The sequence below is a fragment of the Streptomyces sp. NPDC041135 genome (genome assembly GCF_055592085.1).
This window is the reverse complement of sequence record NZ_JBVIYZ010000002.1, coordinates 1-25732: the sequence shown is the minus strand read 5'-3', so window position 1 is coordinate 25732 and position 25732 is coordinate 1. Positions and strand designations below refer to the sequence as shown.

25 protein-coding genes and 1 pseudogene are annotated in these 25732 nt (G+C 74.8%); 16 read left to right on the top strand and 10 right to left on the bottom strand.

From position 1 onward, the window contains the following. Positions 1-31: 31 nt before the first annotated feature. Positions 32-988, bottom strand: a complete 957-nt coding sequence (locus ACZ6CZ_RS04565; protein WP_469014481.1) for a GlxA family transcriptional regulator — start codon at positions 986-988, stop codon at positions 32-34. Positions 989-1059: 71 nt separating this feature from the next. On the opposite strand from ACZ6CZ_RS04565, the gene ACZ6CZ_RS04560 reads away from it, so the two are divergent. The 5 genes from ACZ6CZ_RS04560 (at position 1060) to ACZ6CZ_RS04540 (ending at position 5468) form a co-directional block, all read left to right on the top strand. Beyond that, positions 1060-2010 (top strand): NADP-dependent oxidoreductase, encoded by a 951-nt coding sequence (locus tag ACZ6CZ_RS04560; RefSeq protein ID WP_469014478.1) that lies wholly within the window; start codon positions 1060-1062, stop codon positions 2008-2010. A 211-nt stretch (positions 2011-2221) separates the two neighbouring features. Further along, positions 2222-2629 carry an anti-sigma factor antagonist gene (locus ACZ6CZ_RS04555; protein WP_469014476.1) on the top strand — a complete coding sequence of 136 codons (408 nt, stop codon included), beginning with the start codon at positions 2222-2224 and terminating at the stop codon, positions 2627-2629. A 106-nt stretch (positions 2630-2735) separates the two neighbouring features. Beyond that, positions 2736-3398, top strand: coding sequence for a DUF4230 domain-containing protein (locus tag ACZ6CZ_RS04550; protein WP_469014474.1), 663 nt, complete (start codon positions 2736-2738; stop codon positions 3396-3398). Between the two features lie 117 nt (positions 3399-3515). Continuing rightward, complete coding sequence (locus ACZ6CZ_RS04545) at positions 3516-4100, top strand: VanZ family protein (protein WP_469014471.1); 585 nt, start codon at positions 3516-3518, stop codon at positions 4098-4100. Between the two features lie 108 nt (positions 4101-4208). Continuing rightward, the gene (locus ACZ6CZ_RS04540; protein WP_469014468.1) at positions 4209-5468 is read left to right on the top strand and encodes a ricin-type beta-trefoil lectin domain protein; all 1260 of its coding nucleotides are present in this window, start codon (positions 4209-4211) and stop codon (positions 5466-5468) included. A gap of 21 nt (positions 5469-5489) precedes the next feature. On the opposite strand, the gene ACZ6CZ_RS04535 is transcribed toward ACZ6CZ_RS04540, so the two are convergent. Both ACZ6CZ_RS04535 and ACZ6CZ_RS04530 read right to left on the bottom strand, forming a co-directional pair. Continuing rightward, positions 5490-5735 (bottom strand): hypothetical protein, encoded by a 246-nt coding sequence (locus ACZ6CZ_RS04535; RefSeq protein WP_469014465.1) that lies wholly within the window; start codon positions 5733-5735, stop codon positions 5490-5492. A gap of 230 nt (positions 5736-5965) precedes the next feature. Further along, positions 5966-6772: an SDR family oxidoreductase gene (locus ACZ6CZ_RS04530; RefSeq protein ID WP_469014462.1), complete on the bottom strand. Its 807-nt coding sequence runs from the start codon at positions 6770-6772 to the stop codon at positions 5966-5968. A gap of 184 nt (positions 6773-6956) precedes the next feature. Between ACZ6CZ_RS04530 and ACZ6CZ_RS04525 the strand changes: the two genes are divergently transcribed. The 3 genes from ACZ6CZ_RS04525 (at position 6957) to ACZ6CZ_RS04515 (ending at position 10054) form a co-directional block, all read left to right on the top strand. Continuing rightward, positions 6957-7994 carry a PHP domain-containing protein gene (locus ACZ6CZ_RS04525; RefSeq protein WP_469014456.1) on the top strand — a complete coding sequence of 346 codons (1038 nt, stop codon included), beginning with the start codon at positions 6957-6959 and terminating at the stop codon, positions 7992-7994. 38 nt (positions 7995-8032) lie between these two features. Next, positions 8033-8689: an HAD family hydrolase gene (locus tag ACZ6CZ_RS04520; protein ID WP_469014453.1), complete on the top strand. Its 657-nt coding sequence runs from the start codon at positions 8033-8035 to the stop codon at positions 8687-8689. 336 nt (positions 8690-9025) lie between these two features. Then, the gene (locus ACZ6CZ_RS04515) at positions 9026-10054 is read left to right on the top strand and encodes an SDR family oxidoreductase (protein WP_469014449.1); all 1029 of its coding nucleotides are present in this window, start codon (positions 9026-9028) and stop codon (positions 10052-10054) included. 127 nt (positions 10055-10181) lie between these two features. Here ACZ6CZ_RS04515 and ACZ6CZ_RS04510 read toward each other — a convergent pair whose 3' ends face one another. Beyond that, the gene (locus tag ACZ6CZ_RS04510) at positions 10182-10469 is read right to left on the bottom strand and encodes a hypothetical protein (protein WP_469014446.1); all 288 of its coding nucleotides are present in this window, start codon (positions 10467-10469) and stop codon (positions 10182-10184) included. Positions 10470-10572: 103 nt separating this feature from the next. Further along, a complete protein-coding gene (locus ACZ6CZ_RS04505) occupies positions 10573-11862 on the bottom strand; it encodes an ROK family protein (protein WP_469014443.1) in 1290 nt (429 codons plus the stop codon). 377 nt (positions 11863-12239) lie between these two features. On the opposite strand from ACZ6CZ_RS04505, the gene ACZ6CZ_RS04500 reads away from it, so the two are divergent. The 4 genes from ACZ6CZ_RS04500 (at position 12240) to ACZ6CZ_RS04485 (ending at position 16788) form a co-directional block, all read left to right on the top strand. Then, on the top strand, positions 12240-12734 hold the full coding sequence (locus tag ACZ6CZ_RS04500) for an FBP domain-containing protein (RefSeq protein WP_469014439.1): 495 nt from the start codon (positions 12240-12242) through the stop codon (positions 12732-12734). Positions 12735-12950: 216 nt separating this feature from the next. Then, positions 12951-14213, top strand: a complete 1263-nt coding sequence (locus tag ACZ6CZ_RS04495) for an FUSC family protein (RefSeq protein ID WP_469014435.1) — start codon at positions 12951-12953, stop codon at positions 14211-14213. Positions 14214-14256: 43 nt separating this feature from the next. Next, positions 14257-15351 (top strand): hypothetical protein, encoded by a 1095-nt coding sequence (locus ACZ6CZ_RS04490; protein WP_469014431.1) that lies wholly within the window; start codon positions 14257-14259, stop codon positions 15349-15351. Between the two features lie 213 nt (positions 15352-15564). Next, entirely contained in the window at positions 15565-16788 is a 1224-nt protein-coding gene (locus tag ACZ6CZ_RS04485; RefSeq protein ID WP_469014429.1) for a lactonase family protein, read from the top strand. On the opposite strand, the gene ACZ6CZ_RS04480 is transcribed toward ACZ6CZ_RS04485, so the two are convergent. Next, on the bottom strand, positions 16756-17493 hold the full coding sequence (locus tag ACZ6CZ_RS04480; protein ID WP_469014425.1) for a DUF2470 domain-containing protein: 738 nt from the start codon (positions 17491-17493) through the stop codon (positions 16756-16758). The genes ACZ6CZ_RS04485 and ACZ6CZ_RS04480 overlap by 33 nt on opposite strands. Before the next feature lie 98 nt (positions 17494-17591). Further along, positions 17592-18200: a TetR/AcrR family transcriptional regulator gene (locus ACZ6CZ_RS04475; protein WP_469014423.1), complete on the bottom strand. Its 609-nt coding sequence runs from the start codon at positions 18198-18200 to the stop codon at positions 17592-17594. 121 nt (positions 18201-18321) lie between these two features. Between ACZ6CZ_RS04475 and ACZ6CZ_RS04470 the strand changes: the two genes are divergently transcribed. Further along, entirely contained in the window at positions 18322-19959 is a 1638-nt protein-coding gene (locus ACZ6CZ_RS04470) for a cytochrome P450 (protein WP_469014421.1), read from the top strand. On the opposite strand, the gene ACZ6CZ_RS04465 is transcribed toward ACZ6CZ_RS04470, so the two are convergent. From ACZ6CZ_RS04465 to ACZ6CZ_RS04455, 3 genes are all read right to left on the bottom strand, one after another. Further along, the gene (locus tag ACZ6CZ_RS04465; protein WP_469014418.1) at positions 19921-20757 is read right to left on the bottom strand and encodes a pentapeptide repeat-containing protein; all 837 of its coding nucleotides are present in this window, start codon (positions 20755-20757) and stop codon (positions 19921-19923) included. The two genes, ACZ6CZ_RS04470 and ACZ6CZ_RS04465, sit on opposite strands and share 39 nt — an antisense overlap. Positions 20758-20823: 66 nt before the next feature. Beyond that, complete coding sequence (locus ACZ6CZ_RS04460; RefSeq protein WP_469014415.1) at positions 20824-21567, bottom strand: PIG-L deacetylase family protein; 744 nt, start codon at positions 21565-21567, stop codon at positions 20824-20826. Positions 21568-21642: 75 nt separating this feature from the next. After that, positions 21643-22944 carry an alpha/beta fold hydrolase gene (locus ACZ6CZ_RS04455; protein ID WP_469014413.1) on the bottom strand — a complete coding sequence of 434 codons (1302 nt, stop codon included), beginning with the start codon at positions 22942-22944 and terminating at the stop codon, positions 21643-21645. A gap of 103 nt (positions 22945-23047) precedes the next feature. Between ACZ6CZ_RS04455 and ACZ6CZ_RS04450 the strand changes: the two are divergent. The 3 genes and pseudogenes from ACZ6CZ_RS04450 to ACZ6CZ_RS04440 form a co-directional block, all read left to right on the top strand. Next, positions 23048-23167 (top strand): annotated as a pseudogene (locus ACZ6CZ_RS04450) ((Fe-S)-binding protein); the annotation flags it as partial. Between the two features lie 167 nt (positions 23168-23334). Next, positions 23335-24192 (top strand): AAA family ATPase, encoded by an 858-nt coding sequence (locus ACZ6CZ_RS04445; RefSeq protein WP_469014411.1) that lies wholly within the window; start codon positions 23335-23337, stop codon positions 24190-24192. Next, a complete protein-coding gene (locus ACZ6CZ_RS04440; RefSeq protein ID WP_469014408.1) occupies positions 24189-25592 on the top strand; it encodes a VWA domain-containing protein in 1404 nt (467 codons plus the stop codon). Before ACZ6CZ_RS04445 ends, ACZ6CZ_RS04440 begins: the two co-directional genes overlap by 4 nt. Positions 25593-25732: the final 140 nt, after the last annotated feature.

Here is a 25732-nt window from a genome sequence, read left to right as displayed (position 1 = left end):
GCGGGCCATGTGGGCCGGCGGGCCGGATGCGTCAGCGGGCCGTCTGGAAGGTGCGCCGGTAGGCCTGCGGGGAGACGCCGATCGCGGCGTGCAGGTGCTGGCGCAGCGAGGCGCCGGTGGCGAAGCCGACCTGGGCGGCGATCCGGTCCACGGGCAGGTCGCTGGCCTCCAGCAGGTGGCGGGCGCGGGCGACGCGCTGCTGGATCAGCCAGCGGCCGGGGCTGAGGCCCACCTCGTCGTGGAAGCGGCGGGCGAAGGTGCGCAGGCTCATCCGGGCGTGTGCGGCCAGGTCGGAGAGGGTGAGCGGCTCGTCGAGGTGGTCCAGCGCCCACAGCCGGGTGGCGGCCGTGCCCGCGGCCCCGGCCACCGGCACCGGCTGCTCGATGTACTGGGCCTGCCCGCCGTCCCGGAAGGGGGGTACGACGCAGCGGCGGGCGACCGTGTTGGCGAGGGCGCTGCCGTGGTCGGTGCGCACGATGTGCAGGCAGACGTCGACGCCGGAGGCGGCTCCGGCCGAGGTGAGGATGCGGCCGTCGGCGACGAAGAGCACGTCCGGGTCCAGCTCCACCCGGGGGTAGCGGCGCCGGAAGACGTCGGCGACCTGCCAGTGCGTGGTGGCCCGGCGGCCGTCGAGGAGCCCGGCGGCGGCGAGGACGAACGCGGCGGTGCAGATGGAGACGATCCGGGCGTCCGGACGGATGCGGCCGAGCGCGGCGGCGACCTCGTCCGACAGCTCGGTGGGGACGTACTCGGTCGCCATGGAGGTGACCACCACGGTGTCGGCCGTCTCCAGGATCTCGGGACCGTGGTCGGTGGTGACCGTGAAGTCCGCGCTGGTGCGCACCGGGCGGCCGTCGACCGTGCAGGTCAGCACCTCGTAATGACCGTCGGCGGCGCCGAGGATCCGGCTGGGGATGCCCAGCTCGAAGGGGTAGGCGCCGTCGAGGGCGAGGACGGCGACCCGTTCGGTTCTCTGTGTGCCACGCATGGCACGATCGTATCGGATGTTGGCAATCATGCCATTTCCCGGGCGCGCGGACCCGGGCAGGCTGAGTGACCATGAGCGATGTGAAAACGATGCGTGCCATCAGCCAGGACGTCCTCGGCGGTCCCGAGGTGCTGAAGGAAGTGGAGCTGGAGCGGCCCGCGCCGCGCCCCAACGAGGTACTGGTCCGGGTGCGGGCCGCCGGGGTCAACCCGACCGACTGGAAGCACCGGGACAGCGGCGGCTTCCTGGGCGAGCCGCCCTTCGTCCTGGGCTGGGACGTCTCCGGCGTGGTGGAGGAGACCGGGATCGGCGTGGCCACGTTCGCGCCCGGAGACGAGGTCTTCGGCATGCTGCCCTACCCCTTCGGCCACGGCTCGCACGCCGAGTACGTGATCGCCCCGGTCCGCGCCCTGGTCCACAAGCCCGCGGAGATCGACCACACCCAGGCGGGCGCGCTGCCGCTGGTGTCGCTGACCGCCTGGCAGGCGCTGATCGAGACGGCCGGACTGCGGGCCGGCCAGCGGGTGCTGATCCACGCCGCGGCCGGCGGCGTCGGCCACGTGGCCGTGCAGATCGCCAAGGCGCACGGCGCGTACGTGATCGGTACGGCCAGCGCGGGCAAGCACGACTTCCTGCGGGAGATCGGCGTGGACGAGGCGGTCGACTACCGGTCCACCGACGTCACCGAGACGGTCCGGGACGTCGACGTGGTGCTCGACACCCTCGGCGGCGACACCTCCGTCGCCTCGCTGCGCGTGCTGCGCCCGGGCGGGATCGTGGTGTCGATCCTGCCGGTCGGCACCGCCGAGTTCTACGAGGAGGCCGAGCGGCTGGGCGTCCGGGCGGTACGGATGCTGGTCGACGCCGACCGGGCCGGGATGCGGTCGGTGGCGGAACTGGCCAGGTCGGGCCGGCTGCGGGCCACCATCGCGGGGACCTTCCCGCTGGCCGACGCCGCCGAGGCGCACAAGGCGGGCGACACCGGGCGGACCACCGGAAAGCTGGTGCTGCTGGCCGACTGAGCGGGCCGAGCACCGACGCGGGTGACGAGCACGGGCCGGGCCGACCGGCCCGTGCTCCTGTCCGGTGGTGCGGCGGGCTGTCGCGCACGCCACAGGACGACACGCCCCGAAGTCGCAGACATATGTCAATCGAACATGCTCAAATTCCTTCCGTCGAGGGTAACTTGCAGTGTGGGGGCGCAGTCCGGCGCGGGTGGGAGGTGGGGCCGTCGTGCACCAGGGACCACGGCGGGAGTCCCCCGCGGAACCCGTGCCGCTCAGCCGGCACCTGCGCGTCCACCGGGACCGCGGACACACCGTGCTCGAGTTACGCGGCGAGATCGACATCGCGGCCGCCACGGAGATCGCCCCCTACCTGGACCGCGTCACCGGCCGGCCAGGGGCCCGCGTGGTCATCGACCTGCGGCAGGTCGAGTTCTTCGACTGCTCGGGGCTGCGCCTGCTGTACCGGGCCCGCTCCCGGGTCCTGGAACGCGCCGGACAGCTGCACCTGGTCTGCGTCCACCCGCTGACCCTGCGCGTCCTGCGGGTCACCGGCCTGTCCCGGCTGCTGCCGCCGCGCCCGACGCTGGACGCGGCCCTGGAGCAGCCCGAGACCGCCTCCGGCACGGCCACCTGACCCACGCCTCCTTCCCGCGCACGGCGCCCCGGCGCCTTCCCGCGGCCCCGCCGGTCTGGCCGGGGCTTCGGCGGGCATCCGGTCAGGAGGAAGGAGAACCGCCACGATGACGACTTCCCCGAAGCCCGCGCCGAGACGGATGCCCGGATGGGCCAAGGCGGTGAGCGCCCTGGTCCTGGTGCTCGTCGTGCTGTTCGCCGGCATCCGGCTGGCCGTACTGCCGGGCATCAAGGACCTGTTCGGCACCGAGACCCAGGACCGCACCGGACCGGCACTGCTGAAGTCCATCCAGGACATGAGCCGATACGACGCCGCGTCCGGCAACTTCCAGGTCGTCGTGGACCTGGAGAAGGACACCAGATTCCTGCCCGACGCCATCCGCGGCACCCGCACCCTGTACGTCGGCGCGGGCACCGTCGAGGCCTACGTCGACCTCGGCCGGGTCGGCGACCGGGACGTCACGGTCAACGACGACCGTACGTCCGCCACGCTCCGGCTGCCGCACGCCCGCCTCGGCACCCCGGCCCTGGACGCCGACCACTCCTACGCCGTCTCCAAGCAGCGCGGACTGCTCGACCGGCTCGGCGACGTCTTCTCCGGCAACCCCAACAGCGAGCAGGCGGTGCAGAAGCTGGCCGTCCGGCACATCGGGGACGCCGCCAAGGACAGCGGTCTGACCGGCCGGGCCGAGAGCAACACCCGGGAGATGCTCGAGGGTCTGCTGCACTCCCTCGGCTTCACGACGGTGCGCGTCTCCTTCGGGTCCTGACGCGACACCGCCCCCGACGCCGCACGGCTCCCGTACGGGCCGAGCGGCGTCGGCATCTCCGACGGGTTGGCGGGTAAGCGGCTGACGACACCGGCATGTCGGAGACTGGAGGACCGGATGGCCCGTACCGCCCTGCGCCTTCCCGCCGCGCTGCGTACGCAGCGCAGGCAGGAGCCGGCCGATCCACCCCGCGAGCGCGAGCCCGTGCGGGAGGCCCGGCCGGTGACCGAGCGGCACGCGCTGCCGCTCCCCCTCCGGCTCATGGCGATGCTGGTGGCGTTCGTGTTCATGGTGGCGTTCGCCGTCGTCCTGGCCCGGCTCACGCTCCAGCCCTCCCCCGCGTCGGTGGCCCTGACGCACAGCAACCTGCACCCCGGGCGTTCGCTGCACGCCTACTTCGAGCACGGCACGTTCCGCGAGACGGTCAAGCAGATCGGCGGCAACGTGCTGCTGGGGGTTCCCTTCGGCGTGCTGGTGCCCGTGCTCGCGCCGCGCGCCCGGGGCGTGTTCCAGGTGCTGCTGCTCACCGCGCTCGTGATGCTGATGGTGGAGCTGGCACAGGGCGCGCTGGTCACCGGGCGGGCCTTCGACATCGACGACGTCATCCTCAACACCACTGGGGCACTGCTGGGTTGGCTGCTGCTGGGGCGGCGGCTCGGGCGGGGGGTGCACCGCCGGGTGCGGACCGCGCCCGCGGAGTGATCTCCGCGCAACAGGTCCGTACCAAAGTATTGACGCGCCCTTAACTCAACTCTTAAATCAAGGTCATCGGATCCCCCCACCACCCACTCGGGTGCGAAACGGAGAGTCATGGCCTCCCCACGCCTGCTCCGCAGATGTCTGTTCGCGGCGCTGTCCGCCGCGCTCGTCGGCTCGGCCGCCGTCGGCCAGGCCCACGCGCAGACGGCCGCTCCGGCGGCCGCCGCCGCTCCCGCGGTGGCGGCCGCCGCCACCTTCTCCGACACCTTCGACGGGGCAGCCGGCTCGGCGCCCGACTCCTCGAAGTGGCAGACGGAGACCGGCGACAACGTGAACAACCACGAGCGGCAGTACTACACGGCGGGCAACCGCAACGCGGCCCTGGACGGCCAGGGCCACCTGGTGATCACGGCCCGCAAGGAGAACCCGGCCAACTACCAGTGCTGGTACGGAACCTGCCAGTACACCTCGGCCCGGCTGAACACCTCGGGGAAGTTCGCCGCCCAGTACGGCCATGTCGAGGCCCGGATGAAGATCCCGCGCGGACAGGGCATGTGGCCGGCGTTCTGGATGCTCGGCACCGACATCGGGCAGGTCGGCTGGCCCAACTCCGGTGAGATCGACGTCATGGAGAACGTCGGCTTCGAGCCCTCGGCCGTGCACGGCACCATCCACGGCCCCGGGTACTCCGGCTCGGCCGGCATAGGCGCCGGCTACACGCTGCCGAACGGGCAGGTCTTCGCCGACGCCTTCCACACCTTCGCCGTCGACTGGGCGCCCGACTCGATCAGCTGGTCGGTGGACGGCACCGTCTACGAGCGGCGCACCCCCGCCGACCTGGGCGGCAAGACGTGGGTGTTCAACAAGCCGTTCTTCCTCATCCTGAACCTGGCGGTCGGCGGCTACTGGCCGGGCGACCCGGACGCCTCCACGGCCTTCCCGCAGCAGCTGGTGGTGGACTCGGTCTCGGTGACCACGAGCAACAGCGCGGCCGGCGTCCCGATCCGGGGCCTGGCGGGCAAGTGCGTGGACGTGGCCGGCGCCAACCCGGCCAACGGCACCCCGGTCCAGCTCTACGACTGCAACGGCACCGGGGCGCAGTCGTGGACGGTCGGTTCGGACGGCACGATCCGGGCGCTCGGCAAGTGCCTCGACGTCTCGGGCGGCGGTACGGCGGACGGCACGCCCGTCCAGCTGTGGGACTGCACGGGCGCGGCCGCCCAGAAGTGGGCGGTCTCCGCGGCGCACGACATCGTCAATCCCCAGGCGAACAAGTGCCTCGACGTGACCGGGAACAACTCGGCCAACGGCACCCGGCTGCAGATCTGGACCTGCACGGGCGGCGCCAACCAGAAGTGGACGGTCGGCTAGCCCTTCCCCCTCCGCGGATCGCTAGTGCGGCGACCAGGTGAACTTGTCGCCGCCGACCCAGCGGACCACGTCCGGGTCGTCCAGGTCGTGGACCGTGATCCCGTAGGCCGCGGCGGCCTCCAGCACGTCGGTGACGGCGCGGGCCTCACCGACCACCTGACCGTCGATCTCCACGATGCGGAACGGTGCCACGCCGGGCCGCCCGCGCATCACGCCGAGCACCAGGATGCGCGGATGGGAGATGTAGGGAGCTGAAACTTCCGTCATGTCCTAAAGCGTAGAACGCGAGCCGGGTCACCGGCTCGTCAGCGGGAGCCGTCGAGGAGCCGGAGCACGGCCGTCTCGACGGCTCCCTGCGTGGCGGGCGGGCGGGAAGTGCCGCTCGTGCCTGGCCCTGTCCTGCTCGGCCCCGTCGAGGTACCGGAAGCCCCGGCCGCGGCGGATGCGCCGGTGGCCGGGGCGGTCGCACGAGCTGGTGCGCGGCCGGACGGCACGGCTCACGGCCGGCGCCAGTCGTCGCCGGTCAGGTGGGAGCCCGCCATCGGACCCATGCGGAGCATGCCGCCGTCGACGCTCCAGGAGGCGCCGGTGACGTAGGAGGCGTCGGGTCCGGCCAGGAAGGCGATGACGGCGGCGACCTCGCGGGCGTCCCCCGGCCGGCCGAGCGGGACGCCGGGACGCCGCTCGGTGTGCACGTCCGTGTCCTCCTGGCCGGTCATGGGCGTGGCGATCTCGCCGGGCGCGACCGCGTTGACGGTGATGCCGTGCTCGGCGAGTTCCAGCGCCATGACCTGGGTGAGCAGGCCCAGTCCGCCCTTGGCCGCGCAGTACGGCGCCGCGCCGACCCGGGGCTGGTGCTCGTGGACGGAGGTGACGTTGACGATCCGGCCGCCGTCGCCCTGGCTGATCATGCGCCGCGCCGCCCGCTGGCCGCACAGGAAGGGGCCGACGAGGTCCACGTCCAGGACGCGGCGCACGTCCTCCAGACCGAGGTCGAGGAAGGGCGTGCTGGTGCCCGTGCCGGCGTTGTTGACCAGGACGTCGATCCGGCCGAGTTCGGCGCACAGGTCGTCGACGGTGTCCGCGGCCTCGGGCAGCCGGGTGAGGTCGAGCCGGGCGAGCGCGGCCCGGCGGCCGGCGGCGCGGACCTCCTGGGCGGTGCGCTCGGCGCCCTCCTGGTCGGTGTGCCAGGTGATCCCGATGTCCAGGCCCTCCTGGGCCAGGCGGACGGCGGTGGCGCGGCCGATACCGGAGTCGGCTCCGGTGATCACGGCCACCCTCGGGCGCTCGGCGGAAGCGGACATGCGGGGCCTCCTCACGGACGGGGCACGTGGACGGGACACCGCAGTACCCGGCGGCCGGGCGGGCAAACCGGCCGGGGCCGCGCACGGGCAGGTGGCGGGCGGGGGTGCGGGGGCGGCGCGTGCGGGCGGGGCGGACCTGGGGAACCCTGGAGGGGACACGGCGGCGGCGCAGGCGGAGGTGACCATGGACCCGGTGGCGGCCCTGGAGCGGATCGCCTTCCTGCTGGAACGCTCGCTCGCGCCCACCTACCGGGTCAAGGCCTTCCGCACCGCCGCCCGGGTGCTGGCCGCGCTGCCGGCCGGTGAGGTGGCCGAGCGGGCGGCCGACGGGACGCTGGAGTCGCTCAGGGGCGTCGGGCCGAAGACGGCCCAGGTGGTGCGCGAGGCCCTGGCGGGCACGGTGCCGGGCTACCTCACCAAGCTGGAGGACGGGGCCGGGACACCGCTGGGCGTGGGCGGCGAGGAGCTGCGGGCGCGGCTGCGCGGGGACTGCCACACGCACTCCGACTGGTCCGACGGCGGCAGCCCGATCGAGGAGATGGGGCGCGCGGCCGCGGCGCTCGGCCACGAGTGGACCGTGCTGACCGATCACTCCCCCCGGCTGACCGTGGCCCGCGGGCTGTCCCCCGAGCGGCTGCGCGAGCAGCTGGCGGTGGTGGCGGAGCTGAACGCCCGGTGGGCGCCGTTCCGGCTGCTCACCGGCATCGAGTGCGACATCCTCGACGACGGCTCGCTGGACCAGGAGCCGGAGCTGCTGGAGCGGCTCGACGTCGTGGTCGTCTCCGTGCACTCCAAGCTGCGGATGGACGCCGGTGCGATGACCCGCCGGATGGTGGCGGCCGTCCGCGATCCGCACGCCGACGTGCTGGGGCACTGCACGGGCCGGCTGGTGACCGGGCGGGGCCGGCCGGAGTCGCAGTTCGACGCCGACGAGGTGTTCGCGGCCTGCGCCGAGTCGGGTACGGCCGTCGAGATCAACAGCCGTCCCGAGCGGCTCGACCCGCCGCGGCGGCTGCTGCGGCGGGCCGTCGAGGCGGGGGTGCTGTTCGCCGTCGACACCGACGCCCACGCGCCCGGCCAGCTCGACTGGCAGATCCTCGGCTGCGCCCGGGCGCAGGAGTGCGGGGTGCCGGCCGACCGGGTGGTGACGACGTGGTCGGCGGACGAGTTGCTGGCGTGGACCCGGCAGGGCCGGACACCGGCACGCGTGGCGGCCTCCTGACGTGGTACCCGAGCGCTGCCGAGAGAAAGGACCCCCGGATGGACCGCGCCGCCGTCTTCGACGTCGACGGAACCCTCGTCGACACCAATCACCTGCACGTCACGACGTGGTGGGAGGCCTTCCGGCAGGCGGGGCACCAGGTGCCCATGCACGCCGTCCACCGGGCCGTGGGGCTCGGCTCCACCGACCTGATCGCCCGGCTGCTGGGCGAGGACCGCGACACGGACCAGGACGCCGCGCTGAGCGACGCCCACAAGGCGCTCTACGGCCAGTACTTCGACCGGCTGCCCGCGCTGCCCCGGGCCGGTGAGCTGCTGCGGCGGCTGCACGAGGACGGCTGGGCGGTGGTGCTGGCCACCTCCGCGAGCGGCAGCGAGCTGGACGCGCTGCGCCGCGCGATCGACGCCGACGAGGCCATCTCCGGCACCGCCAGCGCCGACGACGTGGAGCAGGGCAAGCCGCACCCGGAGCCGGTGCAGCAGGCGCTGGAGCTGGCCGGGGTGCCCGCGTCCCGGGCGGTGTTCGTGGGCGACACCGTGTGGGACATGACCGCGGGCAGCAGGGCGGGGGTGCGCTGTGTGGGGCTGCTGTGCGGCGGCATCCCGCGCGCCGACCTGGAGAAGGCCGGGGCCGAGGCGATCTACGACGACCCCGCCGACCTGTACGCCTCGCTCGCGGAGAGCCCGCTGGCCTGAGCCTCACCCGGGGTGACGCACGTCACGCCGGACGGGGCTCCGCGCCGGAACACCGGAGGGTGGTTGCCCGTTGAACCAACCGTGGGTGTGGATGGGACAGTGTCCCCGGGCCTCACCTTCTGCCCACAGGGACGATCGTTCGGCTGAAGCCCTGTGGAGCGTTCCGCCGCGAGGCGACCGCCATGCACACCCACGCTCAGGCCGCCCCGGCCGCGATTCCCCCGTCGCGGCCGGGGCTTTCCCCTGTCCGGTGCGATCCGCGCGGGTGTGTGCCCGTGCGGCGCGGCGGGTACCCGGGCGCCCGGCCCAGACCTCCCTCCCCGAGAGGAGCCGGACGTGAGCAGCACAGCGGGCAGCAGGGTCGTCGTGACGGGCGCCACCGGCAACGTCGGTACGAGCGTGGTGCGTCTCCTGTCCGAGGACCCGGAGATCAAGTCGGTGCGCGGACTGGCCCGCCGGACGCCCGAGTGGTCACCGGAGAAGACGGAGTGGTCCGCGATCGACCTCGCGGACGAGCGCGCTCCCCTGGCGGAACGGTTCGAGGGCGCCGACGCCGTGGTGCACCTGGCCTGGGCGTTCCAGCCGACGCACGATCCGGTGACGACCTGGCGCACCAACGTGCTGGGCAGCATCCGGGTGTTCGAGGCGGTGGCCGCGGCCCGGGTGCCGGTGCTGGTGCACGCCTCGTCGGTGGGCGCGTACTCCCCCGGGCCGAAGGACCGCCCGGTGGACGAGTCCTGGCCGACGCACGGCTGGCCGGACGCCGCCTACTGCCGCGAAAAGGCCTACCTGGAGCGCACCCTGGACACCTTCGAGCGCGACCACCCGGACGTACGGGTGGTGCGGATGCGTCCGGCGTTCCTGTTCAAGTGGGAGTCGGCGAGCGAGCAGCGGCGCATCTTCGGCGGCCGGTTCCTGCCGGGCCCGCTGGCCCGCCCGGACCTGCTGCCCTTCCTGCCGGACATCCCCGGGCTGCGGCTCCAGGCGCTGCACACGGACGACGCCGCCGAGGCCTACCGGCTCGCGCTGCGGACGGACGTGCGGGGCGCCTTCAACCTGGCGGCCGATCCGCCGCTGGACGCCCGGGTGCTGGGCGAGCTGCTCGGCACCCGCCCGGTGCGGCTGCCGCGCACGGCGGCCCGGTCGGCGATCGCCGCCGCCTGGGGCCTGCACCTGCTCCCGGCCTCCCCGCACCTGTTCGACGCGGTGCTGCGGCTGCCCCTGATGGACAGCTCGCGGGCCCGCACCGAGCTGGGCTGGCAGCCCCGGTACACCGCCACCGAGGTGGTGCAGGAGTTCCTCACGGGGTTGAAGGAGGGCGGCGGGGCGGCCACGGAGCCGCTGCGGGGGCGCAAGGTCGGCTGACCGAGGGCGCCCGGACGCCCTAACGCCCCGAGCGGTGCACGCCCCCGGTCATGAGACCGCGGGGGTATGCACCGCTCGGGGCGCCTGCCGTCGGCCTGCGCGGGCGGACCGCTCGGCCGCTGATCACTCAGCCGGTGGGCTCCTGCGGGGCCGGTTCCGGGTCGACCGTCTCCTCGTCCGCGCCCCGCCGGCCCGTCCCGGCCTCGTCGGTGTCCGGCACGTCGTCCGACGCCGACCCGTCCGGCGCCCGGCCGTCCTCACCGGCCGGCTTTCCGGCCTTCTCGCCGACGGGGTGGCCCGGGACGACGTCCCAGGGGTCCTCACCGGGTCCGGCCTGCTGGTCCGGCATGTCCCGGGGTATCGGGGCCTCGTCCTGTCCGGCCTGTCCGCCCTGTCGCTGGTCCTGTCCGGCCACGGCGTCTCTCCCCTCACGTGAATGTGTGCGGGGGCGCGAGTACCGCGCGGACCGCCCGGCGAAACGCGGACCGGGCCGCCGCGCGCCGGCTGGCCGGTCCGCGTCAGCGCGGTGCCCGCTCCTCCAGCGCGGCCCGCCAGGCCGGCAGCCGGTCCTCGACGGCCGGTTCGGCCCGGCGGCCGCCGCGGGTGAAGAAGTCGGCGAGCGGCAGGATCGCCGCACCGACCGTGACCGCGTCGGGGCCGAGCCGGCCCAGGTCGATGGTGACCTTCTCGGCCGGATGGCGCAGCGCGTAGGTGGTGGCGTGGCGGCGCACGGCGGGCAGGAAGCGGGAGCCGAGCTGGAGTCCGGCCCAGCCGCCGATCAGGATGCGCTCGGGCTGGAAGAGGTTGATCAGATCGGACAGCCCGGCGCCCAGGTACTCGGCGGTCTCCTCCAGCACGGCGAGCGCGATCGGGTCGGCGGCGGTCCCCTCGGGCGGGTAGGCGGCGGCGAGCATGGCGGTGAGCGCGGTCTCCTCGTCGGTGCCCTCCGGCGGCCGGCCGCCCTCCTCCTGCCAGCGGGCGAGCAGGGACTCGGCTCCCGCGTAGGCCTCCAGGCAGCCCAGGGCGCCGCACCGGCAGCGCCGCCCGCGCACCCGTACCGTCAGATGGCCCCACTCGACGGCGCGGCCGTGGTCCACCTCGGGCGTGACCAGGCAGGCGCCGACACCGGAGCCGAACAGCACCACGACCGCGTTGCGGGCGCCGCGCCCCGCGCCGAACCACATCTCGGCCTGGCCGAGGGTCTTGGCGCCGTTGTCGATGAAGTACGGGACGGTGTCGGGCAGCCAGGAGGTGGAGCGCAGCAGCGCCTCCAGCGGGACGGCCTCCCAGCCGATGGTCTGCCCGTGCACCACGGCGCCCTGCTCGGCGGTGTACTCGACGATGCCGGGGACGCCGACACCGACACCGATCAGCCGCTCGGGCGGGATGCGGGCGGCGTCCAGGACCTCGGCGACGCCGTCGCGGATGTGCCCGACGATGACGTCGACGTCGTAGCGCTGCTGTTCCAGCGGGCGCTCGGCGCGGGCCAGCTCGGTGAGGGTGAGGTCGAACAGCTCGACCCGGACGCGGGTCTCGCCGACGTCGACGCCGATCATGTGCCCGCTGTGCGGGTCGACCCGCAGCAGGGTGCGCGGGCGGCCGCCGTCGGAGTCGACGCTGCCCGCCTCCTCCACCAGCCCGTCGGCGATGAGGTCCGCGACCACGTTGCTCACCGAACCGGAACTCAGACCGGTGGCCGGCCCCAGTTCGAACCGGCTGAGCGGGCCGTCGAAGTACAGCCGTTGCAGCACGGCCGTGCGGTTGCCTCGCCTGAGGTCGCGTACCGTGCGCCCGTTCCGCCCCGCCATGTGGCTCCCTTCGAACCCTGCCCCCGACCTGCAACATACCCCTTCGGGCAGCGCGGGCGCGACATTATCCCAACCCTTAGTTCACGCTGTGAGCTAAGCAAGGGAACGGAATCCGCGCCGCTGCGGCACAACGCGCCGGGACGACCGCATCCGCACCCCGCACCCCCACCCCTCCCCGTCACCGCCCGGCGGCCGGATCGCCGGCGCCGGCCGGGCACTGCGCGTACAGCCTACGGAACCCCCGGCGCGCCGGCCCGCCGGAACGCCGGCCCGGAAACTCGGTGGCCTCTCGTATTCTGGCTATCTACGCTAGGCCCCAACCTAGGCCTCCTAGGTTGCGAAGCCGCACCCGACCCGAACCCGAAGGGCTCCACGTCATGAGGTCACTCACCGAGCAGGACATCCGCGACTCGTTCGTCAACTGTTCCAAGGGCGAGGCCAAGCGGCTGGCCGTCCCACGTGACCTCGGCGAACGCCCCTGGGACGACCTCGACTTCCTGGGCTGGCGCGACCCCGGGGCGCCCGACCGCAGCTATCTCGTCGCCGAGCGCGCGGGCCGGCCGGTCGGCGTCGCGCTGCGCTTCCCGTCCGCCCAGCGCGGATTCCTGCACCGCAGCATGTGCTCGCTCTGCCTGACCACGCACCGCGGGGGCGGCGTGTCCCTGATGACGGCCCGCAAGGCGGGACCGGCCGGCCGCGAGGGCAACTCGGTCGGCCTGTACATGTGCACCGACCTCGCCTGCTCGCTGTACGTGCGCGGCCGCAGGACGCCCGAGTCCGGGAGCAGGTTCGAGGAGAGCCTGACGCTGGAGGAGCAGATCACCCGGATGACGGGCAACCTGACCGCGTTCCTGGACAAGCTCCACGCCTGAGCGGCCCGCCAGGACCGGGCACCGCCGCCGGGCGATGGCCGATTCTCATCGGTTCCCACCAGGGGACGCGACGGTCTCCGGCCTCGCACGCGACGGCCCGCGCGGCCACTCCGGACCGCCTCCCGCGCGTGCGCGGCCCGTTTCGCCTGTTCGGCGCGGCAGCTGTCCTCGGCCGGGCACGTTCGGCGCGCGCGAGGACGGGGAACAGGCCAAGGGATGCACGACGTACGGAAGTGGACAACGGAACTCCAGGCACTCCTCAGGCGCCGCAGGGACCCGGTGGTCGTACAGACACTGCGGTCGGCCGCCGCGGCGACGGTCGCCTATGTGATCGCCCTGCGCCTGAGCCCCGAACCCGCGCCCCTGACGGCGCCCCTCACCGCCCTGCTGGTCGTCCAGGTCACCCTGTACGCCACGCTCACCAACGGCATCCGCCGGGTCAACGCGGTGGTCACCGGCGTGCTCGTCGCCATCGCGTTCAGCCTGCTCGTGGGGCTGACCTGGTGGAGTCTCGCGCTGCTCATCGTGGCCGCGCTGGTGGTGGGCCGGCTGGTGCGCGTCGACGAGTACGTGCCCGAGGTGGCGATCAGCGCCATGCTGGTCCTCGGCGTCACCACCGTCGGCAACACGGCCTGGGCCCGGGTGGTGGAGACGCTCATCGGCGCGGTCGTCGGCATGGCCTGCAACCTGCTGCTCCCGCCCCCGGTGTGGGTGGACAAGGCCGGGGAGTCGATCGAGGGGCTGGCGCGCCGGGTGCGGCAGCTGATGCTGCGGATGGGTGAGGAGGCGTCCGGCCGCATCCCCTGGGAGCTGGCCGCCGAACGGCTGCACGAGGCGCGGCGGCTGGACCACGACATCGTCGAGGTCGACGCGGCCCTGCGGCAGGCCGAGGACAGCCTGCGGCTCAACCCCCGCGTGCGCGAGGGCCTGCTGCACCGGGTGGTGCTGCGCACCGGCCTGGACACGCTGGAGATCTGCACCGTCGTCCTGCGCGTGCTGGCCCGTTCCGTCACCGACCTGGCGAAGGCCCGCGGACCGGAGCCGCTGTTCCAGGCGGACAGCGGCGCGGCGGTGGAGCAGCTGATGTCCGAGATCGCCGACGCGGTGGTCAGCTTCGCGGTGCTGGTCACCACCGATCTGAGCACCAGCGCCGAGTCGGCGGAGGCGCGCCTGTCCGCGGAGCTGCACGCCGCGGCCGGGACCCGCGACAAGCTCGCCGAGCTGCTGGAGGAGGAGGTCCGCCGGGGCGCCCGGCACTGGCAGCTGCTCGGCGCGGTCCTGACCGAGCTGGACCGGATCCTCGACGAACTCGACACCGAGCACCGCACCCGGCGGCTGCTGGAGGAACTGGACCGCGTGTCGCAGGAGCAGCGGGCGAAGCTGCCGCGGCTGTCCCGGCTGCGGGAGCGGGTGGGCGTTCCGGACCGGCTGCGGCGGAACCGCGACGGGGCCCGTGGGCGTTCTCAGGTGCAGAGGTGAGGCAAGCCGGGGGCGCGGTCCTGCGGCGGAAGGGAGCACGCCGATGACCGGCACGGCCGTTCGGATCGACGGGAACGCACTGCGCCTGCCCGGCGGGGTGGCGGTGCGCTTCGTGCGCACGCTGCGGCTGCCCGAGACGGGCACGCACCCGCTGCCGCCAGGGCTCGGCGAGTTCCCGGTGCGCCGGGTGGCCGACTACGCCGACACCGTCCCCGAGGAGTGGCGCAGACGCGGCGGCGTGATGCTCCCGGTCTATCTGCGCGAGGCCATGTGGCTGAGTTTCGCCGGCACCACGGAACCGGCCGCGCTCCAGGTGGGCGTGGGCAAGGTGTGCGCGGTGTCCGGCAGGCCGTGGAGCGACCGGCTGGGCCGTGATCCGCAGAATTACCTGGTCCTGCCGCGGCAGCCGTGGCTGGACGGAATCAACGCGGGTCCGGGGACGGTCCGCCAGTTCGTCGCCGTACCGCTCGGGCTGGGCGCGACGGTGGAGGGGCAGGTCACGGGCGAGGAGGTCTGGGGCGGCGTCCAGCTCCAGTCGTTCCCGCTGCGCGACGACGTCCTCGCCGGCTGGCGGCGCGCGGAGCGGGAGCGGCTGGTGCGGGAGCGGACGCGGGCGGCCGGACCGGCCGGCGGTTACGGCGCGCCGATGCCCATGGCGGCCGCCGCGCCCGGCGCGGCCCCGCCGCCCGCGGCCGCGCCGCCGGCGATGCTGGGGGCCGCCCCGGCAGCGGCGGGGCCGGCCGGCCGGCGGCCCCCGGCCGCCATGGGCCTCGGGGTCGGCGGCTCCATGCGGCAGGAGGTGTACCGCGACGACCGGGCCCCGGCCGACTGGGCCGAGCGGCCCGCCGGGCGGGTCTTCGTGCACCTGGTGACGCCTCCGGAGTGGCGCCGCATCACCGGTGAGGCCCCTCCGCCGTCGCCGGTGGACCGGGCGGCGTACACCCGCGCGGGGCTGCCCTGGTACGACTACTACGACCAGGACGGTGCGGTCCTGGCTCCCCCGGACACCCTGGAGGCGGTGAAACCGGTCGGCGACTGGCTCGGCGACGACCTGGACCCCTGGCAGGCGCCGTCCGCCGGGCAGGTCACGCCGCTGAAGGACGCGCCGGGCCGGCCGGTGGAGGACGGCGAGTGGTAGCCCGCCGGGCGTGGGCAGCCCACCGGGCGCGGGGCGGACGGCGGTAGCCGACCCGGCGGCGCCCGGCGCGTGCATGGGACACCGCTCCGGAGCGCTCGCCCCCGTTGCAGCATGCGCAACACGCGTTGCCCTTCTTGCGCCGGGCGGCCGGTCCGCGCGAAGGTGGCTGTCTGGCTGTCTCCGACCGGGGCGAGCGACGACGTGAGGGGCGGCATGGGCGAGGAGGCGCGGGGGATGCAGGGCGGCTGGAGCAGGCGGCGCCTCCTCGGCGCGGTGGCGGGCGCGGCGGCCGTGGTGGCCGGTCCGGCACCGGCGGCTCCCCCGCCGGCGGACACCGGCGCGAGCCGCCCCGCGACCGGCGGGCGCACCGCTCCCGCACCCTCCGCCGCCGTACCGTCCGGGAAGCCGGCCGGTCGGCGGCCGCTGTACCTCGGCACGTACACCTCCGCCGACGGCGGCGGCACCGGCATCGGCCTCGCGGCGTACGACCCGGCCACGGGCCGGATCACCGGTTCCGGCACGCTCACCGGGGTGCCCGACCCGTCGTACCTGGCGGTCCATCCCGACGGCCGCACGCTGTACGCGGTGGACGAGCGCCCGGACGGCGGGGTGACCGCCGTCCGCCTGCGGGACCGGCGGGTGCTGGGCACCCGGGCCACCGGCGGCGCGGCGCCCTGCCATCTGTCGGTGCACCCGGGCGGGCGCTGGCTGCTGAGCGCCAACTACGGCTCCGGCAGCGTCGCCGTGCATCCGGTCGACGCCTCGGGCGCCCTCGGGGAGCGCACCGACCTGGTCACGCACACCGATCCGCCGCCCGGCCCCGGCCAGCAGGGTCCGCACGCGCACCAGGTCGTCACCGCCCCGGACGGCGGGCATGTGCTCGCCGTCGACCTGGGGACCGACACCGTCTACAGCTACCGCCTCGACGAGGCGAGGGGCACGCTCGAGGAAGTCGCGCGAGCCCGCACCAGGCCGGGCGCGGGGCCCCGGCACCTGACCTTCCACCCGGACGGCCGCCACGCCTACCTGGCCAACGAGGTGGACGACACGGTGACGGTCTGCGCCTACGACCCCGCCTCCGGACGCCTCACGATCGGCGAGCCGCAGCCGACCGGCAGTACCGGAGGCACCAACTACCCGGCGCAGCTCCTGGTCGGCGCGGACGGCCGTCACGCCTATCTGGCCAACCGCGGCCACAACAGCCTGGCGAGATACGCCGTCGAGGCGTCCGGGGCGCGCCTGCGGCTGCTCGGCACCGTGCCGGTGGCCGGGGACTTCCCGCGGCAGATCGCCTTCTCCCCGGACGGCCGGCTGCTGTTCGCGGCCAACCAGCGCTCCGGCACGGTCAGCGTCTTCCGGGTCGGCGCCGACGGCGGACTGCGGCTCGCGGGCGAGCCGTTCGCCTCACCGGTCGCCGTCTGCGCGCTGCCGCTGTAGCGCCCGCGGGCAGCCGGCCGCGCTCGCCCGCGCCAGCAGCGCGTGGACGCGCTCGGTGAGCTGCGCGACGTCGGCGGCGGGCGAATGGAAGGGCAGGCGTACGTCACCGTGGGCGCGGGTGCGTTCGATGCGCAGGGTGAGTCCGTGCCGGTCCACGGCGAGCGGCCGGACCCGGGTCGCGGCGTGCAGGCTCTCCGGCGCGACCAGGCGGGTGAGCCGTTCGACCGCGTCCGGGTGGGCGTCGGCGAGGTGGGTCAGCAGCCGGGCCTCGGCGGCGGCCAGCGGGTCGGGCCGGGCGGCGGCGAACTCCTCGAGGCCGACGACGACGGCACCGGAGGGCTGCCGCAGCACGACCCGGGTGGCCCGGAAGGCGAGGTGGCCGCCGACCGGTGTGAACCAGCCCGCCAGCCAGAGCCGGGCGCGGACCCGGTCGCGCACCGGGACCGGCGCGACGTCGGCGAACTCCAGCACCGCGCAGGGTTCGCCGCGCGGCGCACAGAGGGCCGCCGTGGACAGGGCGCCGCCCTCGTCGCCGTGGCCCGGCGTGCGCAGCAGCACCCGGCCGTCGTCCTCCACGGTGTGCGCGCCCACGAACTCCTCCCGGCCGCCGTCCGAGGTCACCGTGCACGACCACGCGGTGGCGAGCACCGACCGGGCGTGCTCCGCCGCGCCGGGCACCACGTCCCGGTCCTGCCTCTCACCCATCCGAAGACCTCCTTAGGTAAGGCTTGCCTAACCTATCGGAGATCGCCGCGCACGCCAACCGCGCCCAGGCCGGAGGCGACCACGAGAGCGGCGGCTGATCAGGGCGCGAGGACGCCCAGGAAGGCGCGGGCGCACAGGTCGCGCACCTGCTCGCGGGTCAGCTCCGAGCCGCGCAGCCACTCCAGGCACACGGCCGTGGTGAAGGCCAGCCAGCCGCGCACCGCCAGCTTCAGATCGGGTCGCTCCCCGGCGAGGGGCCCGAACTCGGGGTCGGCGGCGAGCGCCGTGAGGATCTGCCGCTCCTGCGCGGCGAGGGCCCGCTGGTAGACCCGGCGCACGGACTGGTCGCCGGCCGCGTCCGCGCGGTGGAAGGCGCGGTAGCCGTGGGCGTGCGTCTCGACGTAGCCGAGGTAGGCGTCCAGCCCGGCGTGCAGCTGTTCGCGCGCCGGGACGCCGGGGACACCGGCGGTCATCCGCAGCATCCGCTCGCTCTCCCGCTCCACGACCGCGGCGAAGAAGTCCCGCTTGGTCGGGAAGTAGTGGTACAGCAGCCCGCGGGAGACCCCGGCGATCTCCGCCACCCGCTCCACCCAGACGTCGTCGTAGGCGCCCTCCGAGAACAGCTGCGCCCCCACCGCGAGCAGCTGCTCGCGACGCTCCCCGGTGCTGAGCCGGCGGCGTGTGCGCGCACCCTCGTTCGCGGACATGCCCGCACTGTACTTGACGTGCCTTCACCCGCCGGATCAGACTGGAACCCGCTATTGAACTCACGTACAACACGCTCGCGTCACGGATTCAACGGTCCGCTGGATCAAGGGAGATCGCGTCATGGCGGAGACGACGGCGACGGGGACGGCGCAGACGGGACCGGGAGCCGCGACGGCGCAGGCCGCGACGGGACCGGCGGCCGTGAGCGCGGCGGGGAAGGGGACGCCGAAGGGGTTCCGCGGCGCGGAGCACGGCTGGCCCGAACTGCACCGCATCCCGCACCCGCCGCACCGGCTGCCCCTGCTCGGCGACGTCCTGGGCGTCGACCGCGCGACCCCGGTCCAGGACTCGATGCGCATCGCGGCCCGGCTGGGCCCGATCTTCCGGCGCAGGGCGTTCGGCAACGAGTTCGTGTTCGTGTGGGGCGCCCGTGAGGTCGCCGACCTCGCGGACGAGTCCCGGTTCGCCAAGCACGTGGGGCTCGGCGTGGCCAACCTCCGCCCGGTCGCCGGGGACGGCCTGTTCACCGCCTACAACCACGAACCCAACTGGCAGCTGGCGCACGACGTCCTGGCACCCGGCTTCAGCCGCGAGGCCATGGAGGGCTACCACGCCATGATGGTGGCGGTGGCCGGGCGGCTGACCGACCACTGGGACCGTCAGCTGGCCGCCGGCCGCAGCGTGGACGTGCCCGGCGACATGACGAAGCTGACCCTGGAGACGATCGCCCGCACCGGCTTCGGGCACGACTTCGGTTCCTTCGAGCGCGCCCGGCCGCACCCCTTCGTCACCGCGATGGTCGGCACCCTCACCTACGCGCAGCGGCTCAACAGCGTGCCGTCACCGCTGGCCCCGCTGCTGCTGCGCAAGGCCGCGCGGCGCAACGCGGCGGACATCGCCCACCTCAACCGCACGGTCGACGCCCTGGTCGCCGAACGGCGCCGCGACGGCCGAGGGAGCGGGGAGGGGAACGGGGACCTGCTGGACCGGATGCTTCGGACGGCGCACCCGGAGACCGGCGAGCGGCTGTCCCCGCAGAACGTGCGCCGGCAGGTGATCACCTTCCTGGTCGCGGGCCACGAGACCACCTCCGGCGCCCTGTCCTTCGCGCTGCACTACCTCTCCCGGCACCCGGAGATCGCCGCCCGCGCCCGCGAGGAGGTGGACCGCGTCTGGGGTGACACGCCGGTGCCCGGATACGAGCAGGTCGCCAAGTTGCGGTACGTGCGCCGGGTGCTGGACGAGTCGCTGCGGCTGTGGCCCACCGCGCCGGCCTTCGCCCGCGAGGCCCGGCAGGACACGGTGCTGGCCGGGGAGCACCCGATGCGCCGGGGCGCGTGGGCGCTGGTGCTGACGCCGATGCTGCACCGCGACCCCGCGGTGTGGGGCGCGGACGCCGAGCGGTTCGACCCGGACCGGTTCGACGCCAAGGCGGTACGGGCCCGTCCCCCGCACACCTTCAAGCCGTGGGGAACCGGCGCCCGGGCCTGCATCGGCCGCCAGTTCGCGCTGCACGAGGCCGCCCTGGTGCTCGGCCTGCTGCTGCGCCGCTACGGCCTGCGGGCCGACCCGGACTACCGGCTGCGGGTGACCGAGCGGCTGACGGTGATGCCGGAAGGGCTGCGGCTGTGGCTGGAGCGGCGCCCCGCGCCGGCCGGTGCCGCCCGCGCCCCGGGCGCCACCGTCGCCGGGACGGCCGGTGAGGCACCGGGGACCGCCTCAGCCGCGCGCTGCCCAGTGCACGGGGCGGGCGAGTGACCCCGGCAGCCGGGTGCCCGCGCTGCCCCGGGCCGCCTCGAGCTGCGGCTGGGTGAGGAAGAACGCGCCCGTGAGGTCCGCGTCGCCGAGGTCGGCGTCGCGCAGGTCGGCGCCGATCAGGTCCGCGCCGCGCAGGTCGGCGCCGGTGAGGTCGGCGGCGATGAGACAGGCGCCGCGCAGCGTGGCACCGCGCAGATCGGCTCCCCGCAGACGGGCCCCGACCAGGTCGGCGCCCCGGCGGTTCTTCTTCCTGCCGCTGCCGCCATGGGCCGCGCGGGCCAGTTCGCTGGCGCGCAGCAGCAGCACGTCGACCTCCCGGCGGTGGGCGGCGACGTCCAGCGCGAGGAGTTCCGCCGGGGTCAGCCGGGTCAGCCGCTCGGTCTCCTCGCGTGCCCCGCGCAGCTCGGCGTGGACGGGGCGGGCGGCGGGCAGGGCGAGCGCCGCGGTGACGTACCACAGCAGTTCGTGGAGGTGGCGGACGACGGGGAAGACGTCGAACATCCGGCAGGCGTGCTCCGCCGGACCGGTACGCCAGTCCCGGCCGCCGAAGGTGACCTGGGAGACCTTCTGCCCGGCGCCGAAGCAGTCGTAGACCGTGCAGCCGCCGAAGCCCTTGTCCCGCAGCGCGGTGTGGATGCCGCAGCGGTGGTCGCCGCGGAGGTTGGGGCAGGGCCGGCCGGCCGGCTTGTCGAGCGCGAAGTCGGCCGAGGCGGCGAAGGGCAGGGCGACGCAGCAGAGTCCGAAGCAGGCGGCGCAGTCGCCGCGCAACTCGCTCCCGCCGGTTGGCTGATCAGGCATGCGGCCACCCTACCGACCTGCCCACCGCCCCCGTTCGCGCCTCTCACCGCCCCGGCGGCCGGACGGTCACCTGGGGAACAGCTCGAACGCCACCGCCGGTGTCCCGCCGAAGCGTTCACCGGCGGCGGTGGCGCCGGCCGTGAGGAGGTCGCGGGCGTACGTCCGCGGGTCCTCGTCGGTCAGCGCCTCGATGTAGGTGCGGTGGGCGAGCAGGGAGCGCACCGCCCGTTCCAGGCCGGGCCGGGCGTCGACCGCGTGGGTGGGGCTGCTCGAGCCGGCCACCGCCACCCAGCGGACGCCGTTCCAGGGCTCGGCTCCCCGCTCGGCGAGTTCGGGGAAGATCCACCGGTTGCCCGCGTCCGACGCGGCGTCCAGGGTGGCCCGGCCCACGGCGACGTGGTCGGGGGTGTTCCAGTGGGTGCCGCCCCAGGTGTCCCGGTGGTTGAGGGTGATGACCAGTTCCGGGCGGTGGCGGCGGATCGCGGCGGCGATGTCGCGGCGCAGGGCGGGGCCGTACTCGATCACGCCGTCGCGGTGGTCCAGGAACTCCACCGAGGAGACGCCCACGGCGGCGGCCCCGGCGCGCTGCTCCTGTTCGCGCAGCGGCCCGCAGCGGGCGGGGTCGAGGGTGTCGATGCCCGCCTCGCCGCGGGTCGCCAGCACGTACCGGACGTCACGGCCGGCGTCCGTCCAGGCGGCGACGGCCGCCGCGCACCCGTACTCCAGGTCGTCCGGGTGCGCCACGACGGCCAGGGCGCGCTGCCAGTCGTCGGGCAGGGGCTGGAGCTGAGGGATCGTCGACTCGGTCATGACCGCACCCTAGCTGGGCGCTCGCCGGGTCCGGCGGCGGTACCGCTCGCCGCTCCCGCCCGGTGCCGCCCCGGTTCAGGCCTCGTCGCGGACCAGGGCCAGCAGCCGGTCCAGGACCCGGGGCGCCCCCGCGCGCAGGCCGTCGTGCTCGAACTCGTCGGTGACCCAGGTGCGCAGACCGCGGACGGCGCGGGCGGTGCGCAGGGAGTGGGCGGTGTCGACGTACATGTCGTCGTGGTAGACGGCGGCGGCGACCGGGACCTCGTTGGAGGCGAGGCGGGCGGGGTCGTACAGCGGGCCCCAGTCGGTGCGCGCGGCGAGCAGGCCGGCGGTCTCGCGCAGCGGGCGCAGGGCGGGGTCGGTCTCGAACATCCAGGGGTGGATCGTCTCGCCGGTGAACAGCACCGGACCGTCGCCCTCCAGCGCCTTCGCCGCGTCGAACTGCGGGAACTCGGCGCGGACGCGTTCGGCGGACCAGTCGGTGGGGCGGGCGTCCTGGGCGTAGACCGACTCGTGCACCAGGGCGTACAGCGGGTGGGCGGCGTAGGACAGCAGGCCCCGCACCTCCTCCTGGAAGGCGTCGGACAGGCTCGGGCCCGCCGGGGTGGGTACGAAGGCGTCCTCCAGCAGGTGGTGGAGGCGGTGGCTGCCGTCGCCGGAGCCGAGCATCAGGCCGAGGGACTGGAAGGCCTCGACCGTCAGCCGGTGGCCGCCGGGCAGGACGACGTCGTGGGTGAGCAGGTGGTCGGCGATGCGGCGGGCCCGCTCCACGTCCTGCGGATAGCGGGCGTAGTGCGCGGCGACCTTGCGTTCGACGCGCGGATAGGCGGCCCGGTACACGTCGTCGGCGTGGGCGTCGAGGGAGGGCAGGCCGCCCGTGATCACGGCCGCGCTCAGGCCCTCCGGAGCGAGGGACAGATAGGTGACCGCGCAGAAGCCGCCGAAGCTCTGGCCGAGGACGGTCCAGGGGGCGCCGCCGGCGACCTGACGGCGGACGATCTCGCAGTCGCGGACGATGGAGTCGGCGCGGAAGCGGCTGAGGTATTCGGCCTGCTCGGCGGGGCCGCCGCGCAGCGGGAGCGTCTGGCGGTTGGCCGGGGTGGAGCGGCCGGTGCCGCGCTGGTCGAGGAGCAGCACGCGGTAGTCGTCCAGCGCCCGGTCGAGCCAGGCCTGACGGCCGATGAAACGGTTCGCCCCGAAGCCGGGGCCGCCCTGGAGGTACACCAGCCACGGCAGGTCCTGGCCGGCCCTGGCGCTCGCGACGGCCTCCCGGGCGTACAGCTCGATGCTCTCGCCGCCGGGGTCGGCGTGGTCCAGGGGCACGGTGACGTGGTGGTCGGTGAGGACGACGCCGGGCTGGCGGTAGCTGGGACTCAACGGGTCTCCCGCGACGTAGGGACGGTCGCGTCCCAGTTCAGCACAGCCGCATCGCGAGGTCGTCCGGGACCACCGCCCCGGCGGCGTGCACGGCCTGGAGCACCTGGGCGTGACGGACGTCGGGGCGTACTACCCGCACCGGGTCACCTACCATCCGACCTGCCACGGGCTGCGCGCCCTGGGCCTGGGCGAGCGGCCGCGCCGGCTGCTGGAGGCGGTCGAGGCGGCCCGCGCACGCTGGAGGTCGCGCTGCTGAGCGCCGAGTGACGGCGGGCCCGCGCGCGGGCGGTCACCGGACACCCACGTGACAGAGCTGATGAACAAGCGCTTAGATAGGCGCTGCCGGGCGGTGCCGTCCGAGCCGACCGCCGACCTTCCCGGAGGCATCCGTTGTTCACGTCCGTCGACGACGTCTCCGCCCGCCTCGCCGCGACCGGCTACCTCGCCTCCCCCGCCGTCGCCACGACCGTCTTCCTGGCCGACCGGCTCGGCAAACCGCTGCTGGTCGAGGGCCCGGCCGGAGTGGGCAAGACCGAACTGGCCAAGGCCGTCGCCCAGGTCGCCGACGCCCGGCTGGTACGGCTGCAGTGCTACGAGGGCGTCGACGAGTCGCGCGCGCTGTACGAGTGGAACCACGCCAAGCAGCTGCTGCGCATCACCGCCGGCCGGAACGAGAACTGGGACGACACCCGCACCGACATCTTCAGCGAGGAGTTCCTGCTCCCCCGCCCCCTGCTCACCGCCATCCGCGGCGACGAGCCCACGGTGCTGCTGATCGACGAGACCGACAAGGCCGACGTCGAGATGGAGGGGCTGCTGCTGGAGGTGCTCAGCGACTTCCAGGTCACGGTGCCGGAGCTGGGCACGGTCACCGCGACCCGGCGCCCCTTCGTCGTCCTCACCTCCAACGCGGGCCGGGAGCTGTCCGAGGCGTTGCGCCGCCGCTGCCTGTTCCTGCACATCGGATTCCCGGACGAGGAGCTGGAGCGGCGGATCGTCCGGCTGAAGGTGCCGGGCCTCGACGCGGCCCTGGCCGAGTCGGTGGTACGGGTGATCGGGGCGCTGCGCGCGATGGACCTGCGCAAGGCGCCGTCGGTCGCGGAGACCGTCGACTGGGCGCGCACGCTGCTGGCGCTGGGCGCCGACACCCTGGACGAGAGGGTCGTACGGGACAGCCTGGGCGTGATCCTCAAGCACCAGGACGACATCCTCAAGGCGGCCGCCAAGCTGGACCTGGACGCCCTGTGAGCGCCCCGGCCGGTGTCACCGAGCGGCTGACCGGCCTGGTCGGGGCGCTGCGCGCGCACGGCGTGCGCATCGGCACCGGCGAGAGCGTCGACGCGGCCCTCGCCGTAGAGGCCCTCGGGCTCGCGGACCGGGAGCGGCTGCGCGAGGGGCTGGCCGCGACCCTGCTGCACGGCAGCGGCCAGCGGGCCGTGTTCGACCCGGTCTTCGACCTGTACTTCCCGCGGCGCACCGACGGCGCGGGCACGGAGCAACCCGTCCCGGACCCCGCCGACGGCGAGCCGTCCGGCCGCGAGCCGTCCGGCCGCGAGGAGCTGCGCGAGCGGCTCGCGGCCGCGCTGGCCGACGGTGACCGCACCCTGCTCGCCGCGCTGGCCGCGGAGGCGGTCGGCAGCCTCGGCGGCTACGGCGCCGCGCCGGGCTCGGACGGCTGGTCGTCGTACCAGACCCTCGACCGGCTGCGGCCCCAGACCCTGCTCGCCCGGGTACGGGCCGACGTGCGCGGACGCGACGGCGGCACGGGGTTCGCCGACCGGCTGCTGGACGACGAGATCCGGCGCCGCATCGAGGAGTTCCGCCGGATGGTGGCGGCCGAGGCGCGGCGGCGGGTCGCCGAGCGGCGCGGCCGGGACGAGATCGCCCGGCGGGCCGTCGCGCCGACCGCGGACCGGGTGGACTTCCTCTTCGCCGGCCGCGACCAGCTCGCCGAACTGCGCCGGACCGTCCAGCCGCTCGCGCGCAAGCTGGCCACCCGGCTCGCCGCGCGCCGCCGCCGGGCCGCCCGCGGCACCGTGGACCTGCGCCGCACCCTGCGCGGCTCGCTGTCCACCGGCGGCGTCCCCGTGCGGCCGGTGCTGCGCCGGCGCCGTCCCGCGCGGCCCGAACTGGTCCTGCTGTGCGACGTCTCGGGCTCGGTGGCGGGTTTCTCCGACTTCACGATGCTGCTGGTGCAGGCCCTGCACGACGAGTTCAGCAAGGTGCGGGTGTTCGCCTTCGTCAACCGGGTCGACGAGGTCACCGGCCTCCTCGGCCACGGCACGGCCGACCCGGAGGGCCTGGGCGCCCGCATCCGCGCCGAGGCGACCCTCACGGGGTGGCACGGCAGCAGCGACTACGGCATGGCACTGGGCGAGTTCGAGCAGCGTCACGGCGACGCGGTCGGCCCCCGCACGACGGTGTTCGTGCTCGGCGACGCCCGCACGAACATGGCCGACCCGAACCTCCCCGCCCTGGGCCGGATCGCCGCGCGGGCCCGCCGCGTCCACTGGCTGAACCCCGAGCCGCGCTCCCAGTGGGGCACCGGCGACTCGGCCGCGCCCGCCTACGCCGGCCTCGCCGAGATGCACGAGTGCCGTACGGCCCGGCAGCTCGGCGCGATCATCGCCCGCCTGCTGCCGGTGTGAGGCAACGGGTCCTAGGGCCTGTCGTTTGGATCAGGTCGGCTGAGCGGAACTGCGCCTTTCGGCCGACCCGAGCGGGGCGTGGTGCGTGCAGCTGCAAGGCGGAGGAGGGAGTCGACGCGGAGCGTCGAGGACCGACGACA